This is a genomic window from Vibrio sp. JC009 (genome assembly GCF_029016485.1).
GTDB lineage: Bacteria > Pseudomonadota > Gammaproteobacteria > Enterobacterales > Vibrionaceae > Vibrio.
In genome coordinates this window covers 838,686-859,855 of sequence record NZ_CP092107.1, presented here as the reverse complement: position 1 = coordinate 859,855, position 21,170 = coordinate 838,686, and the positions used below count along the sequence as shown (strand labels likewise).

Annotated in this window: 14 protein-coding genes; 7 read left to right on the top strand and 7 right to left on the bottom strand. The window is 47.7% G+C overall.

Translation table 11 applies throughout. The features are described 5' to 3' along the window. Nucleotides 1–3: 3 nt before the first annotated feature. The 3 genes from L3Q72_RS18690 to glgB all read left to right on the top strand — a co-directional run bounded on the left by L3Q72_RS18690 (nucleotide 4) and on the right by glgB (nucleotide 7,269). Nucleotides 4–2,457 carry a glycogen/starch/alpha-glucan phosphorylase gene (locus L3Q72_RS18690; protein ID WP_275133673.1) on the top strand — a complete coding sequence of 818 codons (2,454 nt, stop codon included), beginning with the start codon at nucleotides 4–6 and terminating at the stop codon, nucleotides 2,455–2,457. A 218-nt stretch (nucleotides 2,458–2,675) separates the two neighbouring features. Beyond that, nucleotides 2,676–4,856 carry a 4-alpha-glucanotransferase gene (gene malQ, locus L3Q72_RS18685; protein WP_275133672.1) on the top strand — a complete coding sequence of 727 codons (2,181 nt, stop codon included), beginning with the start codon at nucleotides 2,676–2,678 and terminating at the stop codon, nucleotides 4,854–4,856. A 223-nt stretch (nucleotides 4,857–5,079) separates the two neighbouring features. Beyond that, on the top strand, nucleotides 5,080–7,269 hold the full coding sequence (gene glgB, locus L3Q72_RS18680) for a 1,4-alpha-glucan branching protein GlgB (protein WP_275133671.1): 2,190 nt from the start codon (nucleotides 5,080–5,082) through the stop codon (nucleotides 7,267–7,269). Between the two features lie 125 nt (nucleotides 7,270–7,394). Here the strand turns inward: glgB and L3Q72_RS18675 are convergent, their stop codons facing one another. The 5 genes from L3Q72_RS18675 to L3Q72_RS18655 form a co-directional block, all read right to left on the bottom strand. Beyond that, nucleotides 7,395–8,471 carry a BMP family ABC transporter substrate-binding protein gene (locus tag L3Q72_RS18675; protein ID WP_275133670.1) on the bottom strand — a complete coding sequence of 359 codons (1,077 nt, stop codon included), beginning with the start codon at nucleotides 8,469–8,471 and terminating at the stop codon, nucleotides 7,395–7,397. Between the two features lie 119 nt (nucleotides 8,472–8,590). Further along, nucleotides 8,591–9,520, bottom strand: a complete 930-nt coding sequence (locus tag L3Q72_RS18670) for an ABC transporter permease (protein WP_275133669.1) — start codon at nucleotides 9,518–9,520, stop codon at nucleotides 8,591–8,593. Further along, nucleotides 9,520–10,632, bottom strand: coding sequence for an ABC transporter permease (locus L3Q72_RS18665; RefSeq protein ID WP_275133668.1), 1,113 nt, complete (start codon nucleotides 10,630–10,632; stop codon nucleotides 9,520–9,522). Before L3Q72_RS18665 ends, L3Q72_RS18670 begins: the two co-directional genes overlap by 1 nt. Further along, nucleotides 10,625–12,157 (bottom strand): ABC transporter ATP-binding protein, encoded by a 1,533-nt coding sequence (locus L3Q72_RS18660; protein WP_275133667.1) that lies wholly within the window; start codon nucleotides 12,155–12,157, stop codon nucleotides 10,625–10,627. The genes L3Q72_RS18665 and L3Q72_RS18660 overlap by 8 nt, the downstream gene beginning before the upstream one ends. A 253-nt stretch (nucleotides 12,158–12,410) precedes the next feature. Then, nucleotides 12,411–13,367, bottom strand: a complete 957-nt coding sequence (locus L3Q72_RS18655) for an AEC family transporter (protein ID WP_275133666.1) — start codon at nucleotides 13,365–13,367, stop codon at nucleotides 12,411–12,413. 147 nt (nucleotides 13,368–13,514) lie between these two features. Here L3Q72_RS18655 and L3Q72_RS18650 point away from each other — a divergent pair, with 147 nt between their 5' ends. Beyond that, nucleotides 13,515–14,360: an alpha/beta fold hydrolase gene (locus L3Q72_RS18650; protein WP_275133665.1), complete on the top strand. Its 846-nt coding sequence runs from the start codon at nucleotides 13,515–13,517 to the stop codon at nucleotides 14,358–14,360. Nucleotides 14,361–14,366: 6 nt separating this feature from the next. Here L3Q72_RS18650 and L3Q72_RS18645 read toward each other — a convergent pair whose 3' ends face one another. Then, complete coding sequence (locus L3Q72_RS18645) at nucleotides 14,367–15,281, bottom strand: LysR family transcriptional regulator (RefSeq protein WP_275133664.1); 915 nt, start codon at nucleotides 15,279–15,281, stop codon at nucleotides 14,367–14,369. A 135-nt stretch (nucleotides 15,282–15,416) separates the two neighbouring features. Here L3Q72_RS18645 and L3Q72_RS18640 point away from each other — a divergent pair, with 135 nt between their 5' ends. Beyond that, complete coding sequence (locus L3Q72_RS18640) at nucleotides 15,417–17,054, top strand: alpha-glucosidase (RefSeq protein WP_275133751.1); 1,638 nt, start codon at nucleotides 15,417–15,419, stop codon at nucleotides 17,052–17,054. Between the two features lie 210 nt (nucleotides 17,055–17,264). Next, the gene (locus tag L3Q72_RS18635) at nucleotides 17,265–18,011 is read left to right on the top strand and encodes a sulfite exporter TauE/SafE family protein (protein ID WP_275133663.1); all 747 of its coding nucleotides are present in this window, start codon (nucleotides 17,265–17,267) and stop codon (nucleotides 18,009–18,011) included. A 266-nt stretch (nucleotides 18,012–18,277) separates the two neighbouring features. Here L3Q72_RS18635 and L3Q72_RS18630 read toward each other — a convergent pair whose 3' ends face one another. Next, nucleotides 18,278–20,041, bottom strand: coding sequence for an alpha-amylase family protein (locus L3Q72_RS18630; protein ID WP_275133662.1), 1,764 nt, complete (start codon nucleotides 20,039–20,041; stop codon nucleotides 18,278–18,280). 200 nt (nucleotides 20,042–20,241) lie between these two features. On the opposite strand from L3Q72_RS18630, the gene L3Q72_RS18625 reads away from it, so the two are divergent. Further along, nucleotides 20,242–21,105, top strand: a complete 864-nt coding sequence (locus tag L3Q72_RS18625) for an AraC family transcriptional regulator (protein ID WP_275133661.1) — start codon at nucleotides 20,242–20,244, stop codon at nucleotides 21,103–21,105. The last annotated feature ends 65 nt before the right edge of the window (nucleotides 21,106–21,170 follow it).

Sequence of the window (21,170 nt, the reverse complement as noted above, 5' to 3'; positions counted from 1 at the left end):
GTTATGAAACCTACTCAACAAAAAAAGTTTGATAAAGCTACTTTCAAGGCTGACGTTAAAAAGCACCTGAACGCGACATATGCAAAAACCGAAGAGACCGCCACTCCTCGTGACTGGTATCTGGCAATGGGTCGTGCACTGGCTGAACTGACTACACTTGATCTACTGGAAACTGAAAACGATAAGCGCATCCAAAACGCAAAAAGTGTTAACTACCTTTCACTGGAATTTCTAATTGGTCGCCTGACAGGTAACAACCTGATCAGCATGGGTCTGTACGGTCAGATCGATGACGCGATGAAAGAAATGGGCCACAGCCTGACTGATCTTCTTGAAGAAGAGCGCGACCCTTCTCTGGGTAACGGTGGTCTTGGCCGTCTGGCAGCATGTTTTATGGATTCTTGTGCAGCACAGGAATTCCCGACAGTAGGTTATGGTCTTCACTACGAATACGGTCTGTTCAAGCAGTCTTTCGAAGACTGTCACCAGAAAGAAGCGCCGGATGCATGGCGTGGTGTTGAAGGCTACCCTTGGGAAGTAGCTCGTCCTGAATACGCTCAGGAAATCGGCTTCTACGGCCACGTAGAACCATACGTTGAGAACGGCAAAGAGAAGCGCCGCTGGGTTCCTGGTATGTTCGTTAAAGGTATGCCTTGGGATCTGCCAATCGTTGGTTATGAAAGTGACACGGTTTACCCGCTGCGCCTTTGGGAATGTCAGGCAATTGCGCCTTTCTCTCTGGAAAGCTTTAACAACGGTGACTACTTTGAAGCTCAGCACTCACTAATCGATGCAGGTAACATCACCAAAGTACTTTACCCGAACGACAACCACGAAAAAGGCAAGACACTGCGTCTGATGCAGCAGTACTTCCACAGTGCAGCATCTATCCGCGATATCCTTCGTCGTATGGAAGTTGCCGGTCACAAACTGGAAGATCTGCCTAAGTACGAAACTATTCAGCTAAACGATACTCACCCGACTATCGCTATTCCTGAACTGATGCGCATCCTTATCGATGAGCGTGATATGTCATGGGATGAGGCGTGGGCAATCTGTACTAAGACTTTTGCTTACACAAACCACACACTACTTCCGGAAGCTCTGGAAACCTGGCCTGAAGCACTGATTCAGCGTCTGCTGCCTCGTCATATGGAAATCATTTACCATATCAACCACCTGTTTATGCAGGAAGTTCGTCAGAAGTGGCCTGGTGATGTAGCGAAACAGCAGAAACTTTCTATCATCCAGGACGGCTTCCACCGTATGGTTCGCATGGCTAACCTTTGTGTAGTTGGTGCATACGCAGTAAACGGTGTAGCAGCGCTTCACTCTGAGCTGGTTAAGCGTGACCTGTTCCCTGAGTTCAACGAGCTATACCCTGGCCGTCTGACTAACGTAACAAACGGTGTGACGCCACGTCGCTGGCTGAAGTTCTGTAACCCTGGTCTTTCTCAGCTAATCACAGATAAGATCGGTGATCAGTGGCCTGCGGATCTGGATCAACTGACTAAGATCGCTGAATTTGCAGATGACAAAGCATTCCAGGCTGACTTTATGGCAGTTAAGAAAGCGAACAAAGAGCGTCTTGCTGACTGGGTTAAAGAGAACATGGATATCGACCTGGATACTAATGCTATCTTCGATGTTCAGATCAAACGTCTGCACGAATACAAGCGTCAGCACCTGAATCTGCTGCACATCCTGTCTCTGTACTACCGTCTGCTTAATGACCGTACATTCGACATGGCGCCACGCGTTGTATTCTTCGCAGCGAAAGCGGCACCGGGTTACCACCTGGCGAAAGAGATCATCTTCGCAATCAACAAGGTTGCAGAGACTATCAACAACGACAACCGTGTGAACGACAAGCTTAAAGTTGTGTTCATTCCTGACTACCGTGTAAGCATGGCTGAGATCATCATTCCTGCTGCTGACGTATCTGAGCAGATTTCTACTGCAGGTAAAGAAGCATCCGGTACTGGTAACATGAAGATGGCTCTGAACGGTGCTCTGACTATCGGTACTATGGATGGCGCGAACGTTGAAATCCGTGAAGAAGTGGGTGATGAAAACATCTACATCTTCGGTCTGGATGTTGAAGGCGTTGAGCAGGTTCGTGGCCGTGGTTACAACCCGTTTGACTACTACAACACTAACGCACTGCTGAAATCTTCACTTGAGCTTCTGCTTGGCGATACATTTACTCCGGGTGAGCCAGGAAGACTGCGTTCTATCTACGACGCGCTTCTTGACGGCGGTGACCCGTACCTGTGTCTTGCTGACTTTGCTTCTTATGTTGAAGCGCATGAAGCGATGGATGCACAGTACCGTGATCAGGCTGGATGGGCTAAGAAAGCAATTCTTAACACAGCATTGGTTGGTAAGTTCAGTTCAGACCGTTCGATTCGCGACTACGTGAACAACATCTGGAAACTGGAAGCGGTTAGCCGTTAATCCTAAAGTCAGAGGAGGTTAAAACTTCGTATGACCTCCTCCCGGCCTCCCCTTTAACAAGGGGAGGCGATTTCAGGTTGATACCCAATCCAATAGCCTTTTTTGACGGTTATCCAGAGCAAACAGACTTTCCCTAAGCAAACAGAGATGTTTACTGGATTTGGTATTCCCTACTTAAGAATTAAATGAGAAGGCGCAGTATGCCTTCGGAGAACGCGATGAAACAACAATCAGTATTAAAACAAGTCGCTGAAATGGCTAGAATTTCAGACAGCTATGTCAGTGCGTGGGGAGAACCTGCTTCTGTGGAAGAGGAAACCATCCGCAGCCTTTTGAAGTCCCTTGGCTATGACGTGTCCAGCGATGAAAATCTGCTGAAGTCTGCTGAAAAGAAGCATAAAAAAGACGTTCTGGCACCGGTACAGGTGGTAAGAGACGGCGACCAGCCGGTAGAGATTGAGCTGAACCTTGGTGTAAGTGCCCGCGAAAGTGAGTTCAGCTGGCGTCTGGTTACCGAGCAGGGTGAAACGCTTGAAGGCTACCTGCAGTCTCAGATCGTAAGAGACGAGCGTGCAGAAGGTGGTCCGCTGGTGTTCCAGCTGCCTATGCTTCCATGGGGTTACCACAAGCTGCTTCTTACACGTAAGCGCCGTAAAACGCCTTACGAAATGACACTGATTGTTACGCCTCAGTCTTGCTACAAGCAGGACAGCCTTGAGCAGGATAAGAAGCTCTGGGGCCCAAGCGTACAGCTATATACACTGCGTACGCCACACAACTGGGGTATCGGTGATTTTGGCGATCTGAAACAGCTGATTGCTGAAATTGCATCGCGTGGCGGTGATTTCGTTGGTCTTAACCCGATTCACTCGCTATTCCCGGCAAACCCTGAAGGCGCAAGCCCGTACAGCCCGTCTTCGCGTCGCTGGCTGAATATCATGTACATCGATGTCAGCTCTGTTCCAGAGTTTGCACTGAGCGCAGAAGCGCAGCAGAAAGTTGGCAGCTCTGAGTTCCAGCAGCGTCTGAAGAAAGTGCGTGAAGAGCACTGGGTAAATTACACAGAAGTGGCTTCTCTGAAAATGAGTGTACTGCCGCTGCTGTTTAAAGAATTTAAAGCCCGTCATCTGGACAAGAAAACCGAGCGCGCTATTGCTTTCCTTGATTTTGTGGAAGAGGGCGGTGAAAGCCTGATGCATCAGGCAGTATTTGATGCACTGCACACTCATCTGCACGCGGAAGACTCATCTGTATGGGGCTGGCAGGCATTCCCTGAAAAATACCGCAGCTACGACAGTGCGGCGGTGAAGAAGTTTATTCAGGAAGAGCAGGAAGCGGTTCAGCTGTATCTGTATCTGCAGTGGATTGCTGACGGTCAGATTAACGAAGCTCAGACTCTTGCAGAAGAGAAAGGCATGTCTGTCGGTCTGTACCGTGACCTTGCGGTTGGTGTGGCATCTTCAGGCTCTGAAACCTGGGCTGACGACGGCAGCCTTGTTCTGGATGCCAGCATCGGTGCTCCACCGGATGTGCTTGGTCCTCTCGGTCAGAACTGGGGCCTTCCTCCGCTGAACCCGCAGGCTCTGGAAGCAACAGGCTATGATGCTTACATCAAACTGCTTCGCGCCAATATGAAGCACTGTGGTGCGCTGCGAATTGACCACGTACTGGGTCTGCTGCGTCTGTGGTGGATTCCGGAAGGTAAAGGGGCGACAGATGGCGCATACATCTACTACCCGGTAGAAGATATGCTGGCGATTCTGGCGCTTGAGTCTCACCGTCACCAGTGCTCAGTTATTGGTGAAGATCTGGGTACGGTTCCGGATGAGATTGCCGATATCCTGGCGGATGCCGGTGTGCACTCTTATAAGGTGTTCTTCTTTGAAACTGCGCAGGACGGCGGTTTCTACTCACCTAAGCACTACAAAGAGCAGTCTATGTCGGCTCTGTGTACTCACGATATGCCGACGCTTCGCGGCTTCTGGCACTGTGATGACCTGAAAGTGGGTAAAGAGCTTGGTCTGTATCCGGATGAAGAGCAGCTGAAGGGACTGTTTGATGCCCGCCTGGCGAGCAAGCAGGAAATCTTAAACAGTGTGGCATGGCACGGATTCCTTCCTGAAGGTGTCGGTCGTGACGCAAAACTGGTTCCGATGGACTCTTATCTGAGTGAAGCACTGCAACTTCACCTGGCTGCCGGCTCTTCAGCACTGCTGAGTGTGCAGCTGGAAGACTGGCTGGAAATGGACAAGCCCGTTAACATTCCGGGTACGGTTGATGAGTATCCAAACTGGCGCCGTAAGCTGTCGATGAGCCTTGATGAGATCTTCTCAAAAGAAGAGGTAAACCGGATTTCAAGACGCTTGACTGAAACTCGTGCTCAAGCAAGTGAAAAATAATGAGAAATGAGTGATAAAAGTGAAAGTTACTGTAAAAACTTTAGTTTTCATCACTCTTAAAAATTACGTTGTTCTGTAGAATGGAACTTCGCTAAATGCCCGCATTAGCGGGCTTTTTTATAGATTTACACTTTGTTATTTTGTTACAAATATTGCACAATAGCGAAGAATTATTAAAAAGCCCTTAAACAATCGACTACGAAATAATAACGGGAGACGGCAGTTGAATAGATCACAAATCTCGAAAGGGACCACGGCTTATAATCAATTGGCTCAGGCTGCTTTAACGGAACCATTCTCCTTTTTAGGACCTTATCATGTACAGGATGATGACGGGGTTTCTCTTAGAGTATGGATGCCAGGTGCAAACCGGGTTGAATTGGTTATTGAAGGAGAGCCAAGGGTAGAGTTGGAAAAATGTTATGACGGCGGCTTTGAGCTAAAAGACAGCCGTGATTTACGTTTTACCCACTATAAACTGGCGATTGACTGGGCGGGTGTCGAGCAAATCATTGATGACCCTTATCAGTACCATGGCTTATATGCTGAGTATGAAGCGCTGCATGCACCAATCAACATGTTCCATAACATGGGTGCTCAGTTTGTTACGCTTGAACGCGACGGTAAGCAAATTTCCGGTGTTCGCTTCCTTGTCTATGCACCACATGCATCGGCAATGAGCCTGATTGGTGACTTCAACCAGTGGGATGGCCGACGCACACCAATGCAGCGTCTTGACTACGGTATCTGGGGTATCTTTATGCCAGGTATGGAAGAAGGCGAGTCATACAAATACGAAATTAAAGGACCACATGGTGAAGGTTTGCCGCACAAGGCTGACCCATGGGGATTCCACGCAGAGCAGTATCCATCATTCGCTTCTGTTACTTACAACCACGACCGTTATGAATGGAATGACAAAGAGTGGCAAAGCCGTGAAGTAACTCAGAAGAGAAAAGAGGCTCTCTCTTTCTACGAGCTGCACACAGGTTCGTGGAAGAGAAATGAAGATGGCGAGTTCCTGACTTACCGTGAACTGGCAGAAGAGCTGGTTCCTTATCTGGTCGATATGGGTTACACCCACGTTGAGCTGATGCCTGTTTCTGAGTATCCGTTCTATGGTTCCTGGGGTTACCAGCCTGTAGGTATGTTTGCACCGACCAGCCGCTTTGGTACACCGGATGACTTCAAGTACTTTATCGATAAGTGTCACGAAGCGAAAATCGGTGTTGTTCTGGACTGGGTTCCGGCACACTTCCCGGCGGACAGCCATGGTCTGGCTAACTTTGATGGTACGCCTCTGTATCACGATCCTGATCCACGCCGCGGCTGGCACCAGGACTGGAACTCGTTTATTTACAACGTGCACAAAGAAGAGGTTCGCCGCTTCCTGGTATCGAACGCACTTTACTGGTTCCAGCAGTTCCACATCGATGGTATCCGTGTGGATGCGGTAGCGTCTATGCTTTACCTTGACTACTCCCGTAGCCATGACCAGTGGATCCCTAACGTGGACGGTGGCCGTGAAAACTACGAAGCTATCGCGATGTTCAAGTGGATGAACGAAGAAGTGTACAAGCACTTCCCGAACGCAATGACTATCGCAGAAGAGTCTACGGCATTCCCTGGCGTATCTACACCAACCTTTATGGGTGGTCTGGGCTTCGGCTTTAAGTGGAATATGGGCTGGATGCACGACAGTCTTTCTTATATTCAGGAAGATCCTGTTCACCGTAAGTATCACCACAATACCATTACTTTCCCGCTGCTCTATGCGCACAGTGAAAACTATGTATTGTCTCTGTCTCACGATGAAGTGGTATACGGTAAGAAGTCTATCCATGACAAGATGCCGGGTGATGAATGGCAGCAGACCGCTAACCTGAGAGCTTACATGGGTTACATGTACGGTCAGCCTGGTAAGAAGCTGAACTTCATGGGCACAGAGTTTGGTCAGACAGCTGAGTGGAACCACAACGAGCAGCTTCAGTGGTTCCTGCTTGAGTATGAGCGTCATCAGGGCGTACAGTCTCTGGTTCGTGATCTTAACTTCCTGTACCGCGATGAAGCAGCTCTGCACGATCAGGATTGTGATCCGGCAGGTTTTGAATGGCGTCTGTCAGATGCTGATGATGCGAGTATTCTTGTACACGAGCGTCTCAGTGAGTCAGGTGAGCGTATTCTTGTTCTGTCTAACTTTACACCGGTTCCTCATGAAGAGTTCCGTGTAGGGGTTCCGAATAAGGGCAAGTACGAGCTGGTTATGAATACTGATGATAAGAAGTATCACGGTAGCGGTTATGAAGTGATTCAGACTGCGAAAACAGAAAACATCGAAAGTGAAGGCCTTGAACAGTCACTGGCACTGAGAATTCCGCCGTTGTCGACTGTGTTCTATAAGCTGAAAAAGTAATACTGTTTTACACATAATAATAAAGGCTGGTGCGTAAGTACCGGCCTTTTGTTTTTTCTTCGTTTCCACGCAGAGCATGGGAGCTAATGCTCACACCAAGACTTCAGTGTGAGCAACTAACTAGCTTAGTTAGGGATAGTTGCTTCGATACCTTCTACGTACCAGTTCATACCTACCAGCTCTTTGTCAGACATCACCTGACCAGCAGGCACTTTATCCTTGCCACTGTTGTCTTTCAGAGGACCGGTGAAAGGATGGAATTCGCCAGATTTGATCTTAGCCTGAGTTTCTGCGATAGCTGTTTTGATCTCTTCCGGCAGGTTCGGGTTTACAGAAGCAATCTGCAGGATTTCTTCTTTGAAACCGCCCCAGTAGTCTTCTGATTTCCAGGTTCCGTCCATTACGTCCTGAACACTGTGGATATAGTGTGGTGCCCATGTGTCACGTACAGAGAACATGTGAGACTCTGGTGCAAAGTGGCTCATATCTGAAGCCTGACCGATACCCATAATGCCACGCTTCTGAGCTGCCATCAGCGGAGCCGGGCTGTCTGTATGCTGAAGCATAATGTCTACGCCCTGATCCATTAGCGCGTTTGCAGCATCTGCTTCTTTGCCTGGATCGTACCAGGTGTTAACCCATACAATTTTGATTTTAACGTCAGGGTTTACACTCTTAGCACCAAGGTATACCGCGTTGATGTCGCGAATTACTTCCGGGATCGGGAAAGAAGCGATATAGCCAAGAGTATTGGTTTTCGTTGCCATACCCGCTGCAACACCTGATACGTAACGTCCTTCATAAGTACGTAGTGCGTAAGTACCTACATTTCGCGAACGCTTGTAGCCGGTAGCATGCTCAAACTTTACTTTAGGGAAACGCTTAGCGGCTTTTAGTGTTGGGTTCATAAAGCCAAAAGAGGTTGTGAAAATAACTTCGTGACCGGATTTTGCCAGTTGAGTAATAACACGCTCGGCATCAGCGCCTTCCGGTACGTTTTCTACAAAAGTCGTTTCTACTTTACCGCCAAAGTGCTTTTCCATCTCAAGACGGCCCTGATCGTGCTCATAGCTCCAGCCGTGGTCACCTACAGGTCCAACATAGACAAAACCTACTTTCATAGGATCATCAGCTAAAGTGGCTGCAGAGAACAGTGTCGACAGAGACAAAGCCGCTGCGGTCATCCATTTATTAAGTTTCATGAAATACTCCAGTATTCAAAATGTTAAAACTAATTAAAATCACTAGCGGAAAAACGAACCACTGCTTTTCCATAGCATCTGTGTAATAGGCTGAAATTAAAAACCAGCCGGTAAAAAAATTAATGAATCTTAGGGTCAAAGGGTTTCGACAGACTCATAGGCGTCGCCAGTTTTTGCTTTAAAGAGTCTGAGCTGATAATGACCATAACCGCGATGGTTGCCAGATAAGGGGTCATTGCCAGAAGGTTAGGCGAGATATCGAAACCGAATCCCTGCATAACCAGGTGCAGAATGGATGCAATACCAAAAAGGTAAGCGCCCAGCATCAGGTAGCCAATTCTCCATGAGGCAAAAACCACCAGTGCAAGCGCAATCCAGCCGCGGCCTGCGGTCATGTTTTCCATCCACATCGGGGTATAGGCCAGGGACATATATGCGCCAGCCAGTCCGGCCATAGCTCCACCAAACAGAGTCGCAAGATAGCGCACCTTAATCACTTTAATACCCAGTGCGTTAGCGGAATACGGATTTTCCCCCACCGCTCTGATCACCAGACCGGCGCGTGTTCTGTGCATGACCAGCCATGCAATACCGGCGATAACAAAGCTCAGATAAACCAGAATATCGTGGTTAAATAACAGCGGACCGATAAAAGGAATATCACTAAGCAAAGGAATGGCAATCGGAGCAAAACCATCGACAGTTGAACCGACTAACCCGCCACCCAGAAATGAGCTGAGTCCGGTGCCGAAAATGGTAAGAGCCAGACCGGTTGCTACCTGATTGGTATTCAGAGACAGGGAAAGGACGCCAAAAAGCAGAGCCATAACCATACCGGCCAGAATCGCAACAATAACGCCCAGTACCAGACTTCCTGTGAAGAATGCTCCGGCAAAGCCGGCCATTGCACCCATGAGCATCATGCCTTCCTGACCGAGATTGAGTACACCGGATTTTTCGTTGATCAGTTCACCAAGAGCAATCAACAATAAAGGTGTGCCGGTTTTCAGTGCAGCAACCAGAATCTGTTGTAATAGTACGATATCCATTATGCTTGCCCCTGTTGGTTTGTTTTAACTCTTTTGCCTGAATTGGACTTTGGCTTTGGCCAGTAAATAGTTACCCGGTAAAAGATTAGGAAGTCGCATGCCAGCAGGAAGAACAGTAATGTCCCCTGAAACAGACCGGTAACAGCGGTAGGCAGTCCCAGTTCAATCTGTGCCAGATCGCTGCCCATGTAGAGAGCACCCATAAACAGCGCAGAGAGAATAATTCCAAACGGATTTAGTCTTCCCAGGTAGGCCACGATAATTGCCGCGTATCCATACCCTGGTGATACAGAAGGGATTAACTGACCTATCGGACCGGTAACTTCAGAAGCACCGGCGAATCCCGCCAGGGCGCCCGCAAACAGCATCACGCCCCAGACAACCTTGTTGCTGCTAAAGCCTGCATATCTCGATGCGGAGTGATCTTCACCATAGACCCGGATTTTGAAGCCCGGAAGAGTTTTGTATAAAAGGACGCCTGAAACCAAAGCAATCACAATGGCGATGATGATGCTTACCGAGGCTCTGCCTTCTTCCTGAATCAGAGGTAACAAGACGCTGTCAGCAAACATAGCTGATTCGGGAAAGCCAAAGCCCTGAGGATCGGCTAAGGGACCGTGGACAGCCCAAAGCAGAGTATATAAGCCGATATAGTTGAGCATGATGGTTGTCAGTATGATATTGGTGTGGAAATAACGCTCTAAGAAAGTCGGTATTGCCGCCCACAACATGCCTGAAATGACGCCGGTAGCCAGAGCCGCCAGCAGCATGACTGAGCCACTCTCTTCACCGGCCTGAACTGCAACGGCACTTGCAGCGACAGCACCGATAAGCAACTGACCTTCCGCGCCGATATTCCAGATATTCGCCTTAAAACAGAGCGCTAATCCCGTGGCACATAATAACAGTGGTGTTGCCTTTACCATCAACTCGCCAATATTATAACTGTCGGCGAAGGGCATGAGGATAAATACCTCAAATGCTTTTTTCGGGCTAACGTCAAGCGCCATAAACATTGCGCTGGATACCAGCATGGTGAAACATATCGCGATAAGAGGCGATACCCATGCCATTGTTTTTGAACTCTCAATTCGTGGCTGAACATTAAGCATTGTCTGCCTCCTTATGCTCAATAAATCCGCCTGCTATCCATTTGCCTATCTCTTCTATATTTGTCTGATCCGTTTTGACGATCGGAGAGAGGTGTCCTTCATAAAGGGCCATCATCCGGTCACATATTACGAATAACTCATCGATATCTTCAGATACAACAAGGATAGCGGTGCCCTGATCCCGCAGGGCTATCAACTGTCGGTGAATGGCACTGGCTGCTCCAATGTCTACCCCCCAGGTCGGGTGGGCACAGATTAGCACTTCCGGAGTTTGCTCAACCTCACGGCCAATAATGAACTTTTGCAGGTTGCCCCCGGAAAGGCTCTTTGCCTGAGATTCTTCGTCACGGCATTTCACCTTGTTGTCGGCGATGATTTTTTTAGCCAGAGAGTTCAGCTTGCGTGTAAGGATAAAGCCGTTTTTCACCAGGCTTGAGGAATTGGTCAGCAGAGTATTTTCCTGAAGACTCATTTCAGGCACAGCTCCCTGACCCAGTCGGTCAGCCGGAACATAAGCCATACCCATCTTTCTTCTCTTGCCGGCATTCAGGTTACCAACAGCCTGCCCGTTAAAGAGAATGCTGTCTGCTGGAGCCCTGAAATCTTCGCCGCTGAGTGCTTCCAGTAAGTCCTCCTGTCCGTTGCCGGCGACGCCGGCCACGCCCAGAATTTCACCCGCTCTTAGTTTCAGGCTTGCATCAGTAAGACCACAGCCAAAGGGGTGAGTCGGAGCAAGAGTGAGAGAGTTTGCTTCGAAAACGACTTCGTCATTTGATGCTTTAGGGTAACTTTCCGAAAGTTCGGCTTCGCTGCCTACCATCATTCGGGCGATGGAATCAGGCGTCTCCTTCGCAGGAATACACTCACCGCTCACTTTACCGCCGCGCAGGATGACCGCTCTGTCGCACAGTTCAGTCACTTCCTTTAGTTTATGGCTGATAAAAAGAATGCTGCATCCTTCTTCAGACAGTTTCTTGAGTACCTTAAACAGACCTGAGACTTCCTGAGGAGTCAGAACGGATGTCGGTTCATCCAGGATCAGTAGCTTAACGTCCTGGATCAGACAGCGCAGTATTTCAACCCTCTGACGCTCACCGATACTTAGGCTATGTACATAACGCTCTGGCTCTACATGCAGAGCATATTTCTCGCTGATTTCCCGGATTTTCTGGCTTAAATCATCCAGTTGATCCACAAATTCCTTATCCAGGCCCAGCTCAATATTTTCTTTAACGGTTAAAGTTTCAAATACTGAAAAATGTTGAAATACCATTCCAATGCCCATAGCCCGGGCCTGATTTGGAGACAGAATATCAATCTCATGGTCATTCCAGAGAATGGAGCCTTTGTCTGGCTGATTAACACCATAAATCATTTTTACAAGGGTTGACTTGCCTGCGCCGTTTTCACCAAGCAGAGCTAATATTTCGCCTTGATAGAGCTTAAGATTGACGCAATCGTTTGCTATTACGCCCGGAAAAAATTTACTAACATTCCATAGCTCTAATAATGGGTGGGGAATCATTGTGGATAGAATCCTGTTTGTTTGCTTTTTCGCATTTGACGGGCCGTAAATGCGAGGTTACATATATCAAAGCTAACCATAAGCAAAAAGCAGGCCAATATTCGTAAAAGATAAACCTTTATGAATGCAATAACTTATATTTTTGTAAATTATCATAAAGCACCAATGCGGTGCGTCTGCACCGCATTGGTGATCGCAAATGGTGCATTGCTTTTGTTCTTATCGGACCAGTTGGGCTCAAACCAGCAAATTATTACATTAACGAGAAACTGGATAAAATAAAGATGCCCAGAGTACAGGAAAATACCGACAGTACCGTTGTCAGCGCGATAATATTGGCTGCCAGAACCGGGTTACCTCCAATCGCCCGGACCATCACATAACTTGCGGCAGCAGTCGGTGCGGCACTCATAAAGAAGATAATTCCCAGACTGATCCCCTCAAACCCACACAGAAGCGCAGTCAGAGTGATAAGCAGGGGGGCTAACAGCAGTTTATAGCCAGTGGCAAACCAGGTCGGCTTTTTCTCTTTCTGTAAAGATTTGATATCAAGCGAGCCTCCTGTGCAGAGCAGGGCAAGCGGAAGTGTCATATTGGCAAAATACTGACCGGCATTAAGAACCATTTCAGGGACAGGAATGCTAAAGGCATAGAACAGAAGGCCAAGCATGATGGCGATAATAAGCGGGTTTTTTGTCAGCCCTTTCACAATGATTTTTACCACCTGAGCGCCGGAGTTGTTCCCTTTTGGCGTCAGTGCAATTACCGCAAGTATGTTGTACAGAATGGTCATTGGAGCAACGTAAACCGCGGCCAGCGCCACCCCGCCATTGCCATAAGCATTGGCAATATAAGCAAGCCCTATGATGGCGGTGTTGGCTCTAAAGCCTCCCTGAACCAGAACGCCTTTGTCTGCATAACCGGGAAACGCCCGGGCTGTGCTCAGCGTTGTGAAGATAAAGAAGAGTAAGTTTGCAACAAGGCCAAAGGCAATAAAGGGGAGCGCTCCGGAAAAGTCATGATCGGAGCGGACAATACTAAGAAACAGAAGCGCAGGCAGGGTAACCTGAAATACCAGCTTTGATGCCACTTCAATAAAATCATCGTTGATAAGCCTGATACGTTTCAAAAATACACCAAGCAGAAGCATAAGGCATATGGGGCCGGTGATTGACGCTGAAAAGGCAAACTGTGTAACAAAACTATCCATATTTTAGTTACTTCTTTTATTTGTATGACAAAAATTCCGTCTCAGCATTGTTACACAGGATGAGCTAACTGGGAATAGAAGCTGATATTATTTCGTCTCCTTTAGGTATATAGTGCTCGTCTGATAATATAAGGACAGACTCAGGTTATGAGTGAAAAGATCTACTTTAATACGTCGGGAAAATTCAGTTTCAAACGAGGGCTGGTGAATATTTCAACCCGCCTTCATCATACTATTGCTCCGGATCACGCGAAAAAAACGGCCAGAAATCTGCTGCTGACCCCGGTCAGATCTAAGCCCATTAATGATGAGCCACAGGGGCTGATTAAAGGCGAGATAGAAACCAGTGAGGGCATGATAAAAACCTATTCGCTGGGCAGCGGCCCGGTTTGGGTCTTAACCCATGGCTGGTCGGGTACAGCGAGTCAGTACTATCCGCTGATGGCGCATATCGCCTCTCAGGGCTTTACAGCATACGCATATGATCAGCCGGGACACGGCCAGAGTGGTGGTGCCTATGGTCATATTCCGGGCTTCGTCAATTGTCTGGAAATGGTCCTGGACAGCGTTGATGATGTTGCTGGCCTTGTAGGCCATAGCATGGGCACAGCCGCTGCGCTTGAGTGCCGGCATGCCAAAATCGCTGAATGTCCGCTTCTGCTTATCGCTCCTGTGCTTGATTACCTTGATAACCTGTTTGGCAGCGTTGCCCGTTCAGGCTATTCCATGAAACTGTTCAGAGCGGTAGTCAGTGAATTAGAGGAGCAGTACCGTTACCCTGTGCATATTATCGATCCGTACAAACACCTGATGAATAGAAAGACGCCAACTTATATCGTTCATGACAGGGCAGATAAGTTCACTAAGTTCTCTGTTTCAGAGCAAGCCGCAAGTGAAAGCGATTATGTCACCCTGGTAGCTACCGACGGTCAGGGCCACGGCAGGATCATGAAAAGCGAGTTTGTTCTGGATGCCTTTGAGCAGCTGATTTAACAGTGATCAGACTGAGTATCCCGCGATCTCATCCTGAAGCAACTGAATAAACTGGGTTACTTTCTGGTTGCGGATACCGTATTTGGTATAGATGCCGACATTGCCGATCTGCTCTTTGTTGATATAAACCGTCTCTATATCTTTGGCTTCCAGCCACTCCTTCATCATACTGGTGTAGGGCATCACGGCATGAGTCATATTCACCATATCGATGCTTGCTGACAGGGAATCGATATCGTAGCAGATACGGTTTTCCATCCTTGAATGCTCATACATCCTCTCCTGTCTGGAATGCTCCGGAGCCAGTACAGACTGATGGCGATCATGGTTAGGGGTTACCCGGATCAGCGGAAAGTCGTGCAGTTTTGTCTCCGGTTCTTTGTCACTGCAAAGAGGGTGTCCTTTGCGGGCATAAACCGCCTCCTGTTCCTGAAACAGCGGGGTATACACCACTCTGGCATCATCTGACAAACCCATGACTTCATGTCCGATAACAATATCCACATCGCCCTGAATCAAATGGTGAACCAGGGATAGATTATTACCGAACTCCAGATGGAATGAGCTGGTGGGCTGAAGCTTCTGATATTCAGTCACTGTATTTTTGACAAACAGTTCCCACCAGGCCTCTCCCGTACCAAGCTTTATCTTGCCGAACTGTCTTTGCTGCATATCGGTAAACTGATGCATCAGGTGAAAGTGCTTTTCCTGCAGATCGATAACATGCTTTTTCAGCAGCATTCCGTATTCAGTGAGATCAACCCCTTTAGAGTGGCGGTTAAATAGTGTGACCCCCATATCAGTTTCCAGCTTTTTCATTGCCACGGTAAGAGAAGGCTGACTGATGTAAAGCGCGTCTGCTGCACCTTTAAAACTACCGTACCGGGCAACCATTAAAAAATACCGGTAATTTTTATCCATTTGTTTTCCTTAATAGTAGCTGCTGAGGCTTTGCTATAGATTTTGTTTATAGCCGGGAGGATTTATTCTATTTCTTTTTTACAAAAAGGGTAGCTATATTTCATGATAGATTTTATTCAGATTTTGAGGTTTACCATGGAAAAACAGTGGTGGCATGACGCCGTAGTTTATCAGATTTATCCGCGCAGTTTTTGTGACTCAAACAACGACGGTATCGGTGATTTGCCGGGCATTATCAGCAAACTGGACTACCTGAAAAAACTGGGGGTTAACGTTATCTGGCTTTCTCCTGTTTACCGTTCCCCGATGGATGATAATGGTTATGATATCTCGGATTATCAGGATATTGCCGAAGAGTTCGGCTCACTGGAAGATATGCAAAGCCTGCTGAAAGAAGCGAAGCAGCGTGATATTCAGATTGTGATGGACCTTGTGGTAAACCACTCTTCCGATGAGCATCCGTGGTTTATTGAAGCGAAAAAATCTAAGGACAATCCGTACCGTAATTACTATATCTGGCGGGATGCAAAGCCTGATGACAGTGCGCCGGACGATATGCAGTCTATCTTTGGCGGTCCGGCCTGGGAGTGGGATGAAACCACGGGCCAGTACTATTTTCATCTGTTTTCAAAAAAACAGCCGGATCTGAACTGGGAAAATCCTAAGGTGCAGGAAGAAGTGCATAAGATGATGAATTGGTGGATTGATCAGGGCATTGGCGGCTTCCGGCTGGATGTTATTGACCTGATTGGTAAAGAGATTGATAAAGGAATCACGGGCAATGGCGAACGCCTGCACCCGTTGCTGCAGCAGATGAACAAGGCGACATTTGGTGGCAAGGATCTGCTGACCGTGGGGGAGACCTGGGGGGCAAATCCGGAAATCGCTAAGTTGTACAGTAATCCGTCCAGAGAAGAGCTTTCTATGGTGTTTCAGTTTGAGCACATTACCCTGACCTGGGGCAATAATGACAAATGGACGCCGGTTGATTTAGACCTGAGAGAGTTCAAGCGTGTACTGACCAAGTGGCAACTGGAGCTGGCTGGTGAGGGCTGGAACTCTCTGTTCTGGAACAACCATGACCTGCCTCGTGTGGTGTCCAAATACGGTAATGACAAGGTGTTCCGGGTTGAATCTGCCAAGATGCTGGCAACGGCATTGCACTTCCTTAAGGGAACGCCATATATCTATCAGGGCGAAGAGATAGGCATGACCAATGTGCCTTTTGAGCGACTGGACCAGTACCGCGATATTGAAACCCTGAATTTCTACAAGGAGCGCACTGAGTCAGGGGTTTCCCATGAAGCCATGATGCATGCCCTGCATGAAAACAGCCGGGATAACGCCAGAACGCCAATGCATTGGGATAACACCATGCATGGCGGCTTTACTCAGGGACAGCCGTGGATTGAGGTAAACCCGAACTATCCGGAAATCAACGTGGCAGCGGCATTGGATGACCCTGATTCCATCTTCTATCACTACCAGAAGCTGATCGCATTGCGCAAGGCGCACAGCGCCATCGTTTACGGTGACTTTGTTCCTTTACTGGAGGAGCACGATAAGGTGTTTGCTTATATACGTCGCAATCCGGAAGAGAGCATTGTAGTGATCAATAACTTCAGTCAGGAGACGCTGACAGTATCAGCTCCGGCGGAGATTGCCGGTATTGAGGGGAGCTGTCTGATTGCCAACTATGAGCCCAGGGAGCAGATTGAGCAGGAAATAAACCTGAAGCCATATGAGTCTTTTGTGATTCAGATTAATGCGTAAGGAAAATGGAATGAAAAATATAAAGCCGGCCTCTCTGAGCCCGGCTTTTGCCCTTAATCGGGATAATGAATACGCCGCAGTATTTCATTTCTGAAATAACATATTTTATTTTTAGATTAGGTAGTTATATTTACTTTTTCATTTGGTCATATAACGATATGGCCAGATAAGCGTTACAGGTAACGGAATGATAAGAAGAGGTAGGTAAAAATGGATACGACGATATTATTGGTTGTCATTCTTTCTTTCGTCCTGAGTTTTATTTTTGCTCTCGGAGGAGTGGGGTCGGCGCTGGTTATCGTTCCGGCACTTACATGGATTGGTTTGCCTTTTGCCCATGCGCGATCTGTTGGTCTTTTTGTCAACGGGGTAAGCATGATAGGGGCAACCTATTCAAATATCAGGAATAAACGGCTTGATTTTAAGTTAGGCCTGCCAATTATCGCCGCATCTATCATCCTTGCCCCTATAGGTGCCTGGGTGGGACATTTAATACCAACACGATATTTGTTGGTGGTATTTATCACCTTTCTTTTTTTCTCCGGAACCATGATGCTGTTTTTCAAAAGCTCGAAATACGCAGATCAATACAGAGAAGACAGGCCCGTTGTTGGTCCTCTTTTAACCGGGGTATTAGCCGGGTTCCTTTCCGGATTGCTTGGTGTCGGAGGCGGCGGTGTGATCTCGCCACTGATGATAGTTCAGGGGTTTAATCCGAAAAAAGTGGCGACAATAACGGCTTTCTCCGTTCCGTTTTCATCGCTTTCAGCATTTTTTGCCTATGCGGCAATGGGCTCTGTTCCATGGAACCTGTTAATCTTTGCCGGGGTAGCTGCATGGATTGGCGGATATCTGGGAACGATTGTTATGCATCAGAAAATGCAGCCGGCAACAGTGAAAAAGTTTCTTGGATTTATTATTCTGTTACTTGCGTCGCGTTTGGCTTTTTCACTTTAACCCTACCGTTCATCTTATTTGATTTAAATATAAACAGGACACGTCCATTATCAGACATCCATTTTCGCTACCTGTGATGCGCTGAATTTATGGATGCCACAGTGCCTGATTATCATTTTTGGTGCATATCTGATCGTATGGGGCCTTGTTGTCATTGCTCAGTTTGTTCCGCTAAAAACCAGAGAGCGGATTCAGTCATAGTCTGACGGCTTATCCGGGTAAATACTGGCACCGGGATAAGCCTTTTTTCCCCCGTCAGCGGCTTTTTACAGACTCAGAGTAAAGGCGAATGCCGCCAGCGGTGCAAGGCTGATTCCACCACGGATCTGTCCAGTGCCATCTGTTATATCCAGAGTGATTTCCCCTGCCTTGTCGATGGCTTCTTCCAGTTTATAGCTGCCATCGGCTAAGCCTGTTTTTTTGTACGGTATTGTGACCGGGAAGGTAAAGGATTCCGACTGATGGAAGTTCACGGCAATAATGCTGAGCTGCCCGGCTGACTTCCTGGCAAAGAGAAAACAGTGCTGCTGTCCGGCAGCCATGTTTTCCCGGTTTACAGTGTAAAGGTCAAGGTAATCACCGGTCAGGGAGTCGTTACTCAGAGAGAAATTCAGTACAGACCGGTAGAAGCTTCGCAGTGACTTTTCCTGCTCAGACAGCTGTCCGCCGTCAAACTTTCCCTTATTCATCCAACGCTGATGGGCCGGTACGCCGACATAATCAAAAATAGAGGTACGGGAAGGCTGGCCAAATCCGGCGTTTTCTGCACCGGCTTCGCCCACTTCCTGACCAAAATATACCATGGTTGGTGAACTGCTTAGCGTGGCACTGAGCAGCATTGCTGGCCGGGCCAGCTCCGGATTGCCTGCAAATTCAGGCGAGGCGATACGTTGCTCGTCATGATTTTCCAGAAAATGGAGCATATGATGTTCAATATCCGCCATCTGTTGTTGAATGTCGGCGATGGCTGCCGTTGATGCTTTGCCCTGCATAATCAGCTTAAGCTGATCGTAAAGGTCAACCTTGTCATACAGATAATCCATTTTACCCAGTTGAATATAGTCCCGATAAAGATGCGGCTGGTAGACCTCTGCCAGCAAAAAGGCATCGGGATTTTTCATCTTGATAGAGGCGTTCATAAAGCTCCAGAACTCTATCGGAACCATTTCTGCCATATCGAAACGGAAGCCGTCTACGCCCTGATCCAACCAGTAAAGCGCAATATCGCGGAATTTAAACCAGGAATCGGGCAGATCTTTTCCCTGCCAGAAGCAGAAATGCGCTTCATAGTCTTTGTTTTTATATCCGGCGGGAAGCTCAGGAAAATCCTTGCTGCCATCCGGGCGGATGCCGTAGTTAACTTTGGCGGTCTCGTACCAGTCATTAAAATCCGGCTTTGCCTCACGAGCCCCGTTGCCTGTCCATTTAGCCGGAAATTCGTGATAGTCAGGCGCGTTAACCTCTTTGATTATGCTCTGAAACGGTTCGGGAATTTCCGGCAGTTCAAATTTTTGCTGAGGAACATAATAAAAATTATTATCCCGGGCATATTCAAGGCTTGTGTCATCACCGGCCCCAAAGTCACGGACGCCTTCCGGATTGTTCAGTCCCTCATAGCATCTGGCGACATGGTTGGGAACTATGTCGATAATGACTTTAAGACCATTGGCATGGGAACGCTTAATCAGCGCAGAAAATTCTTCCTGCCTGTTGGCCGGATCATCGGCAAGATCAGGATTGACCGAATAGTAATCTTTAACCGCATAAGGTGAACCGGCCCGGCCTTTTACCACCGCAGGGTGGTCATTGCTGATGCCGATTTCCCGGTAGTCATTAATCAGTGCGTGGTGAGGAACTCCGGTGTACCAGATATGGGTCACCCCCAGCTCTTTGATGGCTGACAGCGCTTTATCGGTAAAGGCACTGAATTTGCCGGTACCATTGGTTTCAGCGTTTCCCCAGGGAATATTGCTGGTGTTGGTATTGCCAAACAAACGGGTAAATACCTGATATACAACTTTCTTTTTCATCTGTTTTCCTTAAACCCGGCCGCCGGGGAGGGCTGGCCTTTGGTGATGGATTATTGAGTTGTATGGTAAGAAAATATTTTTATTGCCGAAGGCTAAGCCATCCGGATTTATATGTCACGTTCTTTGCCTGTAAACAGGTAATCAGGTCAATAAAAGGGTAAAATTCACCTTATAATTTCACAGATTTATGTTTATATCCGATGAATACAGGTACCCCGGAAAGTTTCCTGGAAAAACTGCTTTTTGATTACTCAAATTCTCCTGCAAATCTGGGCAGGGTTTATTTTGCCAGTAACCTCCCTGAGCCTCCCGAACTGGCTTATCAGGTGCACTTTCCGCGCCTTGAAATTGTGGTAGAGGGTGAATCTGTGATGGAAGTGGGCACCGATATCGGGCAGGAAGCACAGCATGAACTGAAAGGTGGCGATGCTCTGTATGTTCCGGCCGATTGCTGGAATAAACCGCATTGGGATAAGCCGGTAACCATGCTAAATGTGCTGGTGGGTAAGCAGAGTTTTGGTATCAGTCTTCTCAGGTGGAATGGTGAATCCTTTGAAACCCTGCTAAAAGACAATATTCAGCGAAGGGGACCAAGAACCGGTACTTTTATTCTGCAGTCACTGGAAGAGCTTCGCTGGCACGCTGGCGATCAGCATACCGCCAAGTTGTTGATCGCTTCACTGCTCAGCCATATTAACGATTTAATGCTTAACCCGCCTGAAACTCCTTCCCGGAGCAAGGCGCTGTTTGAAGCCGTGCGCGACTATATTGAGCAGAACTATCACGAGCCGCTGACCAGAGAATCTGTGGCTGAGCACTTTTATGTCTCTCCGAATTATCTTTCTCAGCTCTTTCAGAAAGAAGGGAAGATCAAGTTTAACGAACATCTGAACCATATCAGGCTTGAGAGGGCAAAATATCTGCTTAAAGAATACGATATGAAGGTAAAAGAGGTGGCGCACCGCTGCGGGTTCAGTGACAGTAATTACTTCTGTCGCGTATTCCGCAATCAGACTGCGAGATCACCTTCGGAATACAGGACTCAGTATAGGAGCCATAGCTAGTTATCAGGTGCCTTCTCTGCAATCAGTTTTAGTATTATCTTTATCTTAAGATCTCTTAACACTGC

Bases quoted from the DNA above. Each gene is read 5' to 3' on its own strand.
- L3Q72_RS18645 (WP_275133664.1), bottom strand. From the start codon at position 15,281: ATGGATAAAAATTACCGGTATTTTTTAATGGTTGCCCGGTACGGTAGT.
- L3Q72_RS18665 (WP_275133668.1), bottom strand. From the start codon at position 10,632: ATGCTTAATGTTCAGCCACGAATTGAGAGTTCAAAAACAATGGCATGG.
- L3Q72_RS18650 (WP_275133665.1), top strand. From the start codon at position 13,515: ATGAGTGAAAAGATCTACTTTAATACGTCGGGAAAATTCAGTTTCAAA.
- L3Q72_RS18635 (WP_275133663.1), top strand. From the start codon at position 17,265: ATGGATACGACGATATTATTGGTTGTCATTCTTTCTTTCGTCCTGAGT.
- malQ (WP_275133672.1), top strand. From the start codon at position 2,676: ATGAAACAACAATCAGTATTAAAACAAGTCGCTGAAATGGCTAGAATT.
- L3Q72_RS18690 (WP_275133673.1), top strand. From the start codon at position 4: ATGAAACCTACTCAACAAAAAAAGTTTGATAAAGCTACTTTCAAGGCT.
- L3Q72_RS18630 (WP_275133662.1), bottom strand. From the start codon at position 20,041: ATGAAAAAGAAAGTTGTATATCAGGTATTTACCCGTTTGTTTGGCAAT.
- L3Q72_RS18640 (WP_275133751.1), top strand. From the start codon at position 15,417: ATGGAAAAACAGTGGTGGCATGACGCCGTAGTTTATCAGATTTATCCG.
- L3Q72_RS18670 (WP_275133669.1), bottom strand. From the start codon at position 9,520: ATGGATATCGTACTATTACAACAGATTCTGGTTGCTGCACTGAAAACC.
- L3Q72_RS18655 (WP_275133666.1), bottom strand. From the start codon at position 13,367: ATGGATAGTTTTGTTACACAGTTTGCCTTTTCAGCGTCAATCACCGGC.
- L3Q72_RS18675 (WP_275133670.1), bottom strand. From the start codon at position 8,471: ATGAAACTTAATAAATGGATGACCGCAGCGGCTTTGTCTCTGTCGACA.
- L3Q72_RS18660 (WP_275133667.1), bottom strand. From the start codon at position 12,157: ATGATTCCCCACCCATTATTAGAGCTATGGAATGTTAGTAAATTTTTT.
- L3Q72_RS18625 (WP_275133661.1), top strand. From the start codon at position 20,242: ATGAATACAGGTACCCCGGAAAGTTTCCTGGAAAAACTGCTTTTTGAT.